10 protein-coding genes are annotated in these 13,398 nt (G+C 59.7%); all 10 read right to left on the bottom strand.

Annotated elements, in window-relative coordinates:
- Positions 1–74 precede the first annotated feature (74 nt).
- The 10 genes from IE091_RS04775 to IE091_RS04730 all read right to left on the bottom strand — a co-directional run bounded on the left by IE091_RS04775 (position 75) and on the right by IE091_RS04730 (position 13,355).
- Complete coding sequence (locus IE091_RS04775; RefSeq protein ID WP_189462954.1) at positions 75–674, bottom strand: hypothetical protein; 600 nt, start codon at positions 672–674, stop codon at positions 75–77.
- Positions 671–2,845 (bottom strand): flagellar biosynthesis GTPase FlhF, encoded by a 2,175-nt coding sequence (gene flhF / locus IE091_RS04770; protein ID WP_189462953.1) that lies wholly within the window; start codon positions 2,843–2,845, stop codon positions 671–673. The genes IE091_RS04775 and flhF overlap by 4 nt, the downstream gene beginning before the upstream one ends.
- Positions 2,846–2,895: 50 nt before the next feature.
- Positions 2,896–4,980 carry a flagellar biosynthesis protein FlhA gene (gene flhA, locus IE091_RS04765; RefSeq protein WP_189462952.1) on the bottom strand — a complete coding sequence of 695 codons (2,085 nt, stop codon included), beginning with the start codon at positions 4,978–4,980 and terminating at the stop codon, positions 2,896–2,898.
- Positions 4,977–6,143 (bottom strand): flagellar biosynthesis protein FlhB, encoded by a 1,167-nt coding sequence (gene flhB / locus IE091_RS04760; protein WP_189462951.1) that lies wholly within the window; start codon positions 6,141–6,143, stop codon positions 4,977–4,979. Before flhB ends, flhA begins: the two co-directional genes overlap by 4 nt.
- Before the next feature lie 132 nt (positions 6,144–6,275).
- Positions 6,276–6,971: a protein phosphatase CheZ gene (cheZ, locus tag IE091_RS04755; RefSeq protein WP_039180795.1), complete on the bottom strand. Its 696-nt coding sequence runs from the start codon at positions 6,969–6,971 to the stop codon at positions 6,276–6,278.
- 42 nt (positions 6,972–7,013) lie between these two features.
- Positions 7,014–7,403: a chemotaxis response regulator CheY gene (gene cheY / locus IE091_RS04750; RefSeq protein WP_016915725.1), complete on the bottom strand. Its 390-nt coding sequence runs from the start codon at positions 7,401–7,403 to the stop codon at positions 7,014–7,016.
- 54 nt (positions 7,404–7,457) lie between these two features.
- On the bottom strand, positions 7,458–9,140 hold the full coding sequence (locus tag IE091_RS04745) for a methyl-accepting chemotaxis protein (protein ID WP_189462950.1): 1,683 nt from the start codon (positions 9,138–9,140) through the stop codon (positions 7,458–7,460).
- A 42-nt stretch (positions 9,141–9,182) separates the two neighbouring features.
- Positions 9,183–10,244, bottom strand: a complete 1,062-nt coding sequence (locus IE091_RS04740) for a protein-glutamate methylesterase/protein-glutamine glutaminase (protein WP_039180800.1) — start codon at positions 10,242–10,244, stop codon at positions 9,183–9,185.
- Between the two features lie 79 nt (positions 10,245–10,323).
- Positions 10,324–11,196, bottom strand: coding sequence for a CheR family methyltransferase (locus IE091_RS04735; RefSeq protein ID WP_189462949.1), 873 nt, complete (start codon positions 11,194–11,196; stop codon positions 10,324–10,326).
- On the bottom strand, positions 11,193–13,355 hold the full coding sequence (locus IE091_RS04730) for a methyl-accepting chemotaxis protein (RefSeq protein ID WP_189462948.1): 2,163 nt from the start codon (positions 13,353–13,355) through the stop codon (positions 11,193–11,195). The genes IE091_RS04735 and IE091_RS04730 overlap by 4 nt, the downstream gene beginning before the upstream one ends.
- Positions 13,356–13,398: the final 43 nt, after the last annotated feature.

Raw genomic sequence — 13,398 nt, 5'->3', positions numbered from 1 at the left:
CACTTTGCGGTGTTGATCAATGTTCGTAGCAACATCGTCTGTAGAGGCATTGCCGGTCCCTTGTCATGGGGTCATCAACGAGCCAGTAGCAACAGCTCTATTTGCAAATAGTGCGCAGCAGCATCACGCAGGTTGTTCAGCAAGCCCTGACGCGGGAGGTGCGGCTCGTGCAGGGCCAGCAGGCGGCGCGGCCCCCCTTGCTCACGCATCTGGCGTAGGGCACGGTACATGCTCGCGAAGGCCTCGGCGTCACTGCTCACCCATAGCGCCCAGTGAGGGTGATGCGCCAAGGCAGCCATCGACCCTGCCTCGGGGCTTGCCACCTTGACGTCCCACTCCTGAGGATCGCCCGCCCACTGGCGCCCCAACGATGCCCACTGCGCCAAGCGACCTTTGACCTTGTCGACGTGCAGGGCACCCGCTGAGCTCAACCCCACAATGACCAGTGTGCGTGTCGGGCGGGGGGCCGCTACGCTCGCTGCCGCACTTGCGACCTCCTTGGGAGCGGTTTCCGAAGCGTCCGTGCCAACGTTCGTTTGCGCCACTTCCTTGTCTGAAGTGGAAGTATCGACACTCGGCGCGTCGGCCGCAGGCTCGTCGGGTTGCTCGCCTCGCTGCTGGCGCTGCAAATCTGCCCATTTTCTCAGCCCGGCAGCCTGATCCTGGCCATTCATAGCACATCCTCGAGGCTGACACTGCCCAGTTGCCGAATGGCATCTCGGGCCATCAACACATGCAGCAGCGCGTCCAGCAGGGCCGTATCCCGGCGCTTGCGCTGGCTACCCAACAGCCGCACCAGATCCGTTCTCAGCGCCTGGCCTGGTTCATCATCGGCCAGGTCGAGGTGGCCTGCCACGGCCGCTGCACCGCTGGCCATCAACAGGCGCAGCTCACGACTCACTTCGCCACCGTCGCTTTCCTTGAGCTGTTGCCACGCTCGCTTGGTCAGTGCGGCCAGCCCATCGCTTTCGAGCTGAGTGACCAGCAGTGACAGTACATCGCTACCCAACCGGGCGGGTGTCAACCAATAGCGACGCGCGACGCGCTTGTCACTTTCAGGGTCACGGATGTCGCCCACCCAGGCCAGCAGAGCGTGGCCCGAGGCGGCATGCACTTCGACATAGGCATTCCACAGCTGCATGCGCTGGCCGCGAAAACGCACCGTGACGCTGTGGGTCAGCGTACTCTCTTGAAACAGATTCTTCAGGGCGTAGCGCTCGCCCTGACAGTCTACTCGCTGGCTGGCATGCACCGCGCTGACCCAGGTCAAACGTTGGTCGTGCAGCCAGGTGAGCACGTCGGGTTCTGGCAGAGCGGGCAGCAGGTGTACTGCCATATCTTCTCCACACTCTTCCAGACGCGGCTGCCAGCCGGCAGGCTGACGGTGCTGAAGCCGCGTCAGGGCCAACCAACGGCCCTGCGCATCCAGCCGAACATCCGGCATCGTCCAGTCACAGCCACGCCCTTGGCGGCGTGGCGACCAGGCCAGCCCCATGGCGCGGCTATTGGCATCTGCCCCGGACAACAGCTCATCCAGCCGCTGATCCTGAATGACTCCAGGCAGTGCGCCGATATCCCAGGCGGCTTCCAGCAGGTAAAAGTCATCCACCCGTTTGCGCAGTCGAGCCAGCACCGATGAGAGCCTGCGCCCTTGCCCCAGCACATCCCGCGACCAGCGTGGCAAGCTGAGCGGCGCCAAGGGTTCGGCCTGGTGCACGGCGCGGGGCTGTGCGGCCAACGCCTGAGCGATCAGCGCCTGAGGGTCGGCCACGGACATGTCTTCCGGCACCTGCTGGCCATGGGAGCCAAACAGCACACGCATGCCATGGCGCATGACGATATCCAACGCCGGGGCCAAGCGCCCCGCTTCATCCTGCTTGGTGATGATGCAGTCGTCCAGCGTCGCCCCAGCCGCCCTGGCTGCCTGGCGATAGCGCAACACGACCTCCTCCAGCGTTTCGGGCTGGCTGGCGGCATTCAACATCAGCACCAGACGCACGGTGGATTGCCCCCCCTGAAGGTGTGCAATCTGCTCGATCACCCGCTGATCGCGCTGGCTCATGCCGACGGTATCGATGATCACCCACTGCTTGCCCTGAAGCCGTCCCACCAGCTCGTCAATGGGTTGCTCGACATCCAGCGCATACATGGGGGTATCCAGCAGCCGCGCATAGATCCGCAGCTGCTCGTGGGCACCAATTCGGAAGCTGTCGGTAGTCACCAACGCCACCGGGCGTGTGCCATGGCGCATCACAAAACGCGCCGCCAGCTTGGCCGTGGTGGTCGTCTTGCCGACCCCGGTAGGGCCTACCAGAGCCACGATGCCGGTCTGGTCGAAAAACGCCTCTTCCTGACGCAGTACACTCAACCGCGCCATGAGCTGTTCGCGTAGCCAGGTCATCAAGCGGTCGCTGGAAGCCGGTAACGATGCCAGCTCATCGGGCAAGGCCTCGACCACTTCCTGGCTCAGCTCATGGCTGAAGCCAACGCGCAGCATCACCTGCTGCAAGTGCTCTGACGCGCTGGCCACCCCTGGCGCGGGGTCGGGCTGTCGTCGCGACAGCAGCTCGCGCATCTCTTGCATTTCACGCAGCAGACGCTCGCTCATGGCTTCCAGCGGATCTGGCTGCTTGGGCAATGAAAACACCGGCACAGCGGGCTTTTCCTGGGTGGCCGGACTGGGAGCAGGATCGAACTGATCGACCGCATCGTCCGCCATGGCGAGAATCTCGACCCCGCCTTCGGTGCGCCGGTTGGCCACGATCAGGGCATCATCGCCAAGTACTTCTCGCACCTGGCGCATGACATCGCGGCTGTTGGCTCCGACAAAACGCCTAACGCTCATGCATCACCTGTTACCTATGTACGAAAGACGGATAGCCATCACGAGTGACATCAACGCCCGCCCACCAGCGTGGCGACTCGCAGCGTGCGATCATCGGGAATTTCTGCCTGCGACATGACCACCAGGTGCCGCATGCGACGGCGCAGAAAACGCGAGAGCACGGCACGCAGCGAGTGCTGTACCACCAGCACCGGGGCTTCACCACTGCCTTCATGACGCTCCAACGCTTGCTGTGCCTGATTCATGAGCGTATCCGCGAGTCCGGGCTCCATGGCGCCGTTGCCATTCATGGCCTGCAGCAGCACTTGCTCTAGTTGCGCATCCAGGCCCATGACATTCAGCGTCTCTTGCCCAGCGAACCACTGCTGGGTAATCGCGCGCCCCAGCGCAATCCGTACCAGCGCCGTCAGCTCGTTGGGATCCTTTTGCTGGCCTGCATGTTCGGCCAGGGTATCCAGCACGCTGCGCATATCACGAATCGACACATCCTCATCCAGCAGGTTCTGCAAGATACGCTGAAGCACCGTCAACGAGATGGATTTGGGCACCACTTCTTCGACCAGTGACTTTTGATCGTCGCCCAGCTTGTCGAGCAGTTTCTGCACTTCCTGGCGCCCCAGCATCTCGGGGGAGTGGCGGTGCAGCAGGTGGTTGAGGTGGGTAGCAATGACCGTGCTGGCATCCACGACCGTATAACCATACACCTGTGCGTGTTCACGTTGATTGGCGTCGATCCAGACCGCAGGCAAGCCAAAGGCCGGGTCCTGCGTCGGCGTGCCTTGCAGCTCGCCCGATACCTGGCCTGGGTCAATGGCCAACCACTTGCCTGGCTGTGCCTCGGCACGCCCGATCTCGGCGCCTTTCATGGAAAGCACATAGGTATTCGGCGGTAGCTCCAGGTTGTCGCGGATATGCACCACGGGCGGCAGAAAGCCCACTTCCTGGGCGAATTTCTTGCGCACGCTCTTGATGCGCCCCAGCAGCTCGCCTTTCTGGCGCGAGTCCACCAGGGGAATCAAGCGGTGCCCAACCTCGAGTCCCAGCGTATCGACGAGCTGGACATCCTCCCAGCTCGCCTCAGGGGTCTCCTGCAGCATGGGTGGCGGGGCAGCGGTCAGCTCTTGATTGACCAACGTCTGGTTCTTGCGGCGAATCAGGTACCAGGCCAGACCGGCCAACAGGCTGGTGAACAGCAGAAATACAAAGTTGGGCATGCCTGGCACAAGGCCCAATAGCCCCATCACCATGGCCGCCAGAATCATGACTTGCGGGTTCACGAACAGCTGGCTGATCATCTGCTGACCAACGTCCTGTTCGGTATTCACCCGAGACACGGTCACGCCCGCCGCCGTGGAGATCACCAGCGCAGGAATCTGGGCGACCAGACCGTCCCCAATGGTCAACAGCGTGTAGGTGCGCGCCGCATCGGCAAAGCCCATGTCGTGCTGCATCATGCCAATCAGCAGTCCACCGATGATGTTGACCACCATGATGACCAGACCGGCCACTGCATCGCCACGCACGAACTTGCTGGCACCATCCATGGAGCCGTAAAAATCGGCTTCCTGTGCCACTTCTGCGCGACGTTTCTTGGCCTCGTCTTCGCCAATCAGGCCTGCGTTCAAGTCCGCATCGATGGCCATCTGCTTGCCCGGCATGGCGTCGAGCACAAAGCGCGCCCCCACTTCGGCAATACGGCCCGCACCTTTGGTGATGACCATGAAGTTGATGATCACGAGAATCAGGAAAACCACCAGGCCAACGGCAAAATTGCCCCCCACCAGGAAAGTGCCAAACGCTTCGATGACCTTGCCTGCCGAATCGCCCCCCTGGTGCCCTTCCATCAACACTACGCGCGTAGAGGCAACGTTGAGCGAAAGGCGCAGCAGCGTGGTGAACAGCAGCACGGCAGGAAATGCGGCAAAATCCAGCGGTCGCTCGGCAAACATGCTGACCAGCAGCACCATGATGGCCAAGGCAATATTGAAGGTGAAGAGCAGATCGAGCGCGAACGGTGGCAAGGGCAGGATCATCATGCCCAGGATCATCAGGATCAGCAGCGGTCCGGCCAGCAGTTTCATGCTGACATCGTTGGACCAGTTACGCTGATTGAGTAGCTGACTCAAACTTTTCATGGCTGCGCCTCATTGCCATCGGCACGACGGCCGGGCGTATCCATTTCCGGTGGGACCGGCAGATTATCGGGGGTGGGGGGCACCTCGCCTCCTTGTTGTGCTACGTGCTTGAGACGGTAGGCCCAGGCCATGACTTCGGCCACTGCGGTATACAGTTCGGCCGGCACTTCCGCCTCCAGATCCACATGATGATACAGGGCACGCGCCAGCGGCGCTGCCTCCAATCGCGGCACGCCAGCCTCGGCGCCGATCTCACGGATTTTGGCAGCCACGGCATCGGCACCCTTGGCCACTAGCCTGGGCGCGCCCATTTTCCCTTCCTGATACCTCAAGGCCACGGCGTAGTGGGTCGGGTTGGTGATGATCACGTCCGCTTCGGGCACCTTGCTCATCATGCGCCCACGCGCCATGGCCTGCTGCTGTTGACGAATGCGCCCTTTGACGTGGGGGTCGCCTTCCGAGTCCTTGTGCTCTCGCTTGACCTCTTCCTTGGTCATCCTGAGCTGCTTGGCGTTGTTCCATAGCTGGAAGGGGACATCGATCAGGATGACCACGATCAGGGAAAGCACGATCAGGCCGGCCGCCAGGGCCGCCATATTGAGTGCCGTGACCAGGGCTTGCTGAACCGGCTGATCCATCAGCCCCAGATATCTGCCAATATTAAAATATAAAAAGCTGAACGCAACGCTGCCCACCAGGATGGACTTGGCGATCGCCTTGGCAAGCTCGCTCAACGACTGCATCGAAAACAGGCGCTTGATGCCTTTGACAGGATTCAGCTTGGAGAATTTTGGTTGCAGTGATTTGGATGAAATCAACCAACCTCCCAGCAGCGCGGGTGCCATCAACGCAATCACCGTCAACAGCAGAAAGAGGGGAAGCATCGCGAAGAGCGTCCGCTGGCCCAGGTCCAGCGCGTTGACCAGCATGGGGGTGGTTTCCATGGCCTGACGACGCTCGAACAGAAACGCCTGTTCCATCACGGTACCCAACTGATCATAGAGCATCTGCCCCATGCTCCAGAGACCAATCACTCCTCCCAACAACATCATGAAGGTCGTCAGCTCTCGAGACCGCGGCACCTGCCCTTCTTCACGGGCCTTGTCCCGTCGTCGGGGCGTCGCCTCTTCGGTCTTTTCCTGATCGCTGTCGTTATCTGCCATGCGGTCATCCGGCTGACGAGGGGACGATGAATCAAACTACGCCATACTATGCACTCAGCCGCCCCAAAGGACGGCTGAGCAGGTAGCTATTGTGCCAGATGCGACCACTTACAATGTGTCAATAACCCAGCATTAAAAGCCTAATTCATCCAATAAGTCGTCTACCTGATCCTGGCCGGTCACGATGTCAGGCGCGTTTTCTTTTACCTGAGGACCGTTCAGCAGATCTTCATTGCGCCGCGCATTCTCGTTTTTCCACTGATCGTTCGCCTTGCGCTGCATGGTTTCACGGGCTTCGGCACCCGGGACGTTGTCGATCAGCACCTGCACCAGCTGATGCTCGATCTCACGGATCACGTCCATCATCTTCTTGATGACCTGCCCCGTCAGATCCTGAAAGTCCTGTGCCATCATGATATCCAGCAGCTCTTTATTGGTCGCTGCGGTGATCTCGGGCACATCACTCAGGTAAGTTCGCGTCTCTTTGACCAACGACTTGGCATCATCCAGCTCCTTGGGTGCCTCGAACCACTCGGCCCAACGCTTGTCCAGGGCTTCGGCACGCTCGGAGAGCTGATCTTGCAACGGCTGAGCACGATCAATGGCGTTCAGCGCCTTGTCTGCCGCCTGCTCGGTCATGGTGGCCACGTAGTGCAGACGGTCACGAGCGTCAGGAATCGCCTCCGCAGCCTTCTCGATCTCCTTGTCCAACCCCAGTTCGCGCATGTTGTCGCGCAGCATGCGGGTGAGCTTGCCAATTCGAACAATCAGGTCTTCAGCAGCCTCTTCAGAGAGTTGGGCAGAACCGCCCTGCTCATTCTGACTCATTATGTTGTCTCCTCGTTGACCGAGCACCAAAGCCCGGCTGCGTCATTTACCCATCTTCTCGAAGATTTTATTCAGCTTCTCTTCCAGAGTGGCCGCAGTAAACGGCTTGACGACGTAACCATTGGCACCCGCTTGAGCGGCAGCGATGATGTTCTCTTTTTTGGCTTCGGCCGTCACCATCAGTACCGGCAGGTCTTTCAACGCTTCATCCTGACGGATCTCTTTGAGCATCTCCAGGCCATCGAGGTTGGGCATGTTCCAGTCGGACACCACGAACTCGAAATTGCCTGCACGCAGCTTGTTGAGCGCGTCCTGGCCATCTTCGGCTTCATCGACGTTGGTAAAGCCCAGCTCTTTCAGCAGGCTACGTACGATACGACGCATCGTGGGGAAATCGTCTACCACCAGGAAGCTCATGTTCTTATCGGCCATTGGTCATCCTCTCACATCACAATATTTACAGGGGGACTGCTGATTCAGTCAGGGTTAAAACTCTTCCCACTCATCGTGGTGCTGTTGAGCAGCAACACGACGAGCTGGCGGGTTGGCGGCTGCCTTGGGCAGCGCCGACGTTGCCACGGACGCTGGCGCGTGAGTGCGCTCAGCCCGCGCATTGAGCACCTGAAAGACCGCAACGGCCTCTTCAAGGCGATTGGCCTGCTCTTCCAGCGAGGCTGCCGCTGCAGACGCCTGCTGAACGAGCGCGGCATTTTGTTGAGTCACTTGGTCCATCTGGCCAACGGCCTGGCTGACCTGCTCGATGCCATCACTCTGCTCTTGCGAGGCCGCCGATATCTCATCCATGATATCCGTGACACGCCGCACTGCCGTGACTACTTCCGTCATGGTCTGCCCTGCCTGCTCGACCAGCGAGGAGCCTTGCTGAATCTGGCTGACCGAGGCCTCGATGAGGGACTTGATCTCCTTGGCGGCGTCCGCACTGCGGCTGGCCAGGTTACGTACTTCGCCAGCCACCACCGCGAAACCACGCCCCTGCTCGCCCGCCCGCGCTGCTTCCACGGAAGCGTTCAACGCCAATATGTTGGTCTGGAAAGCAATCGAGTCGATCACACTGGTAATATCAGCCACTTTTTGCGAGCTGGTCGAAATACCGTGCATGGTTTGTACCACTTGTTCGACGACTTGCCCTCCCTGCTCGGCGGTAGTGGATGCATCTGCTGCCAACGTGCTTGCCTGGCGAGCATTGTCGGCATTCTGCTTCACGGTGGCCGTCATCTGTTCCATGCTGGCCGCAGTTTGCTCGATGGAGGCGGCCTGCTGCTCGGTGCGGGAGGACAGGTCTGCGTTGCCGCTGGCAATTTCTCGAGTGCCGTGATGGATTGCCTGACTGCCCTCGCGCACCCTCGACACGGTGGCACTCAAGTTCTGCTGCATGGTGGCCATGGCAGCGAACAGTCGACCTATCTCGTTCTTGCCCGCCTGGGGGAGCGGCTGGGTCAAATCGGCTTCGGCAATGCGTCCAAGGCGCGCAGCGGCATCGCCCAGCGGCCTGATCACCGTACGACGCAGGCCGAGGTAGATGGCCAGTGTGACCAGCAGCGCGAGTCCAACGGCAGCGATACTGATCGTGGTAAAGAGACTGCCTTGCGCCTGAGCGTCTTCACGTACGGTGCCCACGCGGCCAAAAGCATACTCGGTAAACGCCGTGGTATTGGCAGCCAATTCGCCCAAGGGCTCGATCAGCTCGCCACGCAAGCGGTTGAAGGTATTGATGTCCATGGTGTCGAAGCTGGCATGCTGCTCCTTGACCAACGCCAATACCCGCATGAAGCTTTCATCCACTGCGCCCCCTAGCAACTCACCCTCTGGCGTGCGCGGTGTGGCCATGAAGTTCGTATAACGACGCTCGGCACGCTCCAGTCGGTTGGCAGCGATATCTACCTGCTCATTGGATTGACGGGTCTGCCCCACCATCAGCAGATTCGACGCCGTTTCCAGCGCCAGCATGGCCTGGTTGAGCAGCGAGTCAGCGCGATTCAGCTCATTGAGCTGCTGATTGCCGATGCGATCCAACGTGGCCAGGTTGCTCTGAGCATTGCGATCCGACGCAATGCTCAGACCGGCGATCAGCAGAATCAACGCCACAAAGCAGACCAACGCAAAAATAACGGCAAGATGAATACTAAGATTGCGCAACAAACGTGTCATTGTTATGAATTCCCTTGGCTCGTGTGTCTTGTCTCTGGGGCCCTAGACGCGCTGAGCGCGTCCTGAGGCAGCTACCAGCGCCATCATTTTCGATGGAATTTCGTCCAGCGGCAGCACTTCCACTGCGCCGCCCACGGCAATGGCCTCCCGAGGCATGCCGAACACCACGCAGGTCTCTTCGTTCTGGGCAATGGTCGGGGCCCCTGCCTGACGCATTTCCAGAAGCCCGGCAGCTCCGTCCTTGCCCATGCCGGTCAGAATCACGCCGACCGCGTTTTTCCCTGCATGCTTGGCTGCGGAGTGGAACAAGACATCGACCGACGGGCGATGACGGTTCACCGGCGGGCCATCATTGAGCCGCGCCACATAGTTGGCGCCGCTGCGTACCAACTCCAGATGCTGGTCACCAGGGGCGATATAGGCATGGCCTGGCAGCACGCGCTCACCATCGGTGGCTTCCTTGACAGTGATACGACACAGCCTGTCCAACCGCTCGGCAAACGAGCGAGTGAAACCGCCGGGCATGTGCTGAGTGATCAGAATCGCAGGCGCGTTGGCTGGCAACGGCTCCAGCACGGCGCGAATCGCTTCGGTGCCCCCCGTCGACGCGCCAATGATGATCAGTTTTTCACTGGAGATCATCGGCGCCTTGAGCTGGCTGGGAGGGGGGGTGTTCTTGTTACGCGCCTGGCGCGGACGAGAGCGTGCCGCCGCGCGCAATTTTTCAGCGATTTCGTTGGCGTACTCCATCATGCCACTACGAATGCCCAGGCTCGGCTTGGCCACGAAGTCCAGCGCGCCCAGCTCCAGTGCCCGCAAGGTGATCTCGGAACCGCTTTGCGTCAATGAGGAAACCATCAGCACCGGCATGGGGCGCAAACGCATCAGCCGCTCGAGAAAATCCAGGCCGTCCATGCGCGGCATCTCGACATCCAGCGTCAAGACATCCGGATTGTGCTGTTTGATAAGGTCACGGGCCGCAATGGGGTCGGGGGCCACCGCGACCACTTCCATATCAGGCTGCGAGTTGATGATTTCGGTCAACAGGTCACGAATCAGCGCCGAGTCATCGACGCACAACACTCTGATCTTGGCTGCGCTCAAAGCACGCCTCCTTTAACAGTCGCCATTTCGGCATTACTCCTGTGGGCCGTGGCCTCATCAGCAGCGTCACACACAACGATCATCGATTGGCAAGGGTGTAGACGGTTTGTCCACGAAGCTTGAAAGCATCACTGATGTAAGAGAAGTTTTCCGAGTGTCCAGCAAAGAGCAGGCCATCGGGCTTCATCAGTGGTGCAAACCGCTTGAGTATTTTCGCTTGTGTATCTTTATCGAAATAAATCATGATATTACGACAAAAAATGGCATCAAAGGGGCCTTTGACAGGCCACTGTGGCGCCAGCAGGTTGAGCGGCATGAACTCTACCAGCGCAGACACTTCTGGCCGTACCCGCGCCAGCCCGATGTGGTTACCCGTGCCTTTCTGGAAAAATCGCTTCACGCGTGCTTCATCCAGCTTGCGTACCTGCTCCTGGGGATAAATACCGCGGCGCGCTTTGGCCAAGGCATCGGTGTCGATATCGGTGGCAATCACTTTGGCCTGTGACGCGCGGGCTCCCAGACTCTCCAGCAGCGTCATCGCAATCGAGTAGGGTTCTTCCCCCGTCGATGCTGCTGAGCACCAGATAGTGACCGGCTCCTGCTTGTGCTTGATATGCTCTGCCAAAAGCGGAAAGTGGTGCGACTCTCGGAAAAAAGCCGTGAGGTTGGTGGTCAGCGCATTGGTGAACGCCTCCCACTCCTTGGCATCGGGTTGCCGCTCCAGCCGCGAAAGGTAGTCGGTAAAACGCGTCATGCTATGGTGCCGCAGCCGCTTGGCCAAGCGGCTATACACCATTTCGCGTTTGTGCTCTGCCAGCACGATTCCAGCACGCTGATAAATCAGTTCACGGATGCGTGTGAAATCCGCATCCGTGAGCACCAGATCACGTTCAATCTGTCCGCTGGTTGCCCACTGTCCAGCGTCGACTCCCCGTTCGCGTTGGTCTGTCAAAATGTTTCCCACTCCTCTGCAGAAGCCATTGGCCGTTTCTTGACCGGCACAGGCGGTGTGGCGCTGCGAGGTTGCGCAGTCACCTTCGGCAGCGCGGCTGCCTGCGGCTGCTCACGTTGCGGCGGCACCTGGCGATGGCCTGACAAGCGAAAGGCCTCGACCGATAACGCAAGAAGCTCGGCCTGCTGCTCCAGGGCCAGCGCTGCTTGTGCCGTTTCCTGAACACGCAGAGCGTTCTGCTGTGTCGCTTGATCCATTTCGGCCACCGCCTGATTGACCTCGGCGATACCGCTGCTCTGTTCTTGGGAGGCTGCCGAAATGTCGTGCATGATTTGCGTGACGCTACGGGCAGCCTCAGCCACTTCGCTAATCGCGACTTCGGCCCTTTCAACCAGGCCCGCCCCTTCGCCCACTTGCTGACTCGAGTCATCAATCAGGCCGCGAATTTCCTGAGCCGCATCGGAACTACGTCCCGCCAGCTTGCGTACCTCTTCGGCCACGACGGCAAACCCACGCCCATGCTCTCCCGCTCGTGCGGCTTCGACTGACGCATTGAGGGCCAGAATGTTGGTCTGGAAGGCAATGGAGTCAATGACGTTGATGATGTCGGTCATCTTCTGCGAACTTTGCGTGATTCGCTGCATGTTATCGACCAACTGCGTCATCAACTCACCCGTTTGTGACACCCTTGTTGCATTATTATCGGCCAGACGTCGTGCTTCTTGAGCGTTATCACTGTTTTGACGAACGGTAGTGGTCATTTCCTCCATGCTGGACGCCGTCTGTTGCAGCGATGCCGCCTGCTGCTCAGTACGTGATGAAAGCGCCTCGTTACCGCTGGCAATATCCTTGGCCGCTGGCGTGACGACATCGATGCCTGTCTTGACCTCGCCAATGATGCTGCTCAAGCTTTTACGCATGGTGTCGAGGGCATCCATGAGCTGGCCTATTTCATCACGCCGTCTGGGTGGTACTCTGGCGGCAAGATTGCCGCCGGCAATCTGCAAGGTAAACCGCGAGGCTTGCTTCAGCGGTCGTGTAATGGAGCGCAGCGTCAGCAGGCTGATCACGATCAACAGCGCCAAGCCGGTGGCTAGCACACCGACCTGAGCGCTCAGCATGACGGTTTGTCCCCGCTCGGCCTCGGAGGCCATCACTTCCGCGGTTGCCTGCTTTTGGGCAATCAGTTCATTGACCAGGGAAGAGAGCGCCCGGCCATCCTCGTTCATGACACGGATCACGGCGTCCAGGCCGGTAAATGCCTGGTAGGTCTCTTCCGCTTGGAGCACACCCACTGCCTGGCGCATGCCATTATCCAGAAAGGCCTGCAGCTGTTCATCGAACTGGCTGGCCAGTGGCGTGGCATTCACCTCACGGCTGTAATAGGCCTGCCACACATCCGCCACCTGGGCAGCACTGGCGGCCACGGTATCCCCCATGTCGAAACGCTGAGTGATGAGCTGCATACGCTCGGGTTCGATCATCGACTGGCGCGTCTGAGCGATGGTCTGATCGATCTGTTGCAGCCGAATGACGTCACGCAGGCCGTCGTTGTTCAGGCCCTCCAGGCGCTCACCCGCCACGTTCAAACCGTATAGCCCCAATCCACCGCTGGCGACCAGCAGGAGAGCCGCAATGCACACCATTCCTATCAGCTTGGCGCGAATGGTATCCAGACGCATACGTCTGACTCTGGCAACGAGCCCACGCTGGCGAACACGCCCTTTATCCAGATACAGGCGCTTGTTGCGCCCTTCACGAATATCGCTGTAGTGCTGCTCCGCTTGCTGAATGGCTTCGCGCGTCGCCTGCACACGCACGGAGGTATAACCCACCATCTGATCGTTTTCCACGATCGGCGTGACGCTGGCATCGACCCAATAATGGTCGCCACTCTTGCAGCGGTTCTTGACCAGCCCCCGCCAAGTATCGCCACGTTTCAGCGTACTCCACAGATTCTCGAAGGCGGCCGCGGGCATGTCGGGGTGGCGAATCAGGTTGTGAGGAGCACCTATCAACTCATCATGGCGATAGCCACTGATCTCGATAAAAGCCGGATTGGCGTAGGTGATACACCCCTTGAGATCCGTACGAGAAACGAGAAAGTCATCTTGGTTCAGAGCGACTTCGCGCTGGGTAATGGGCTGGTTGTTACGCATCTTGCTGCCTTATTGTTAATTTTATGCGCTTGGCGCTGGTTCA

Source organism: Vreelandella hamiltonii, from assembly GCF_014651775.1.
Taxonomy (GTDB): domain Bacteria; phylum Pseudomonadota; class Gammaproteobacteria; order Pseudomonadales; family Halomonadaceae; genus Vreelandella; species Vreelandella hamiltonii.
Note: the sequence above shows the minus strand (reverse complement) of the source record. Positions and strands in the feature narration are given on the sequence as shown.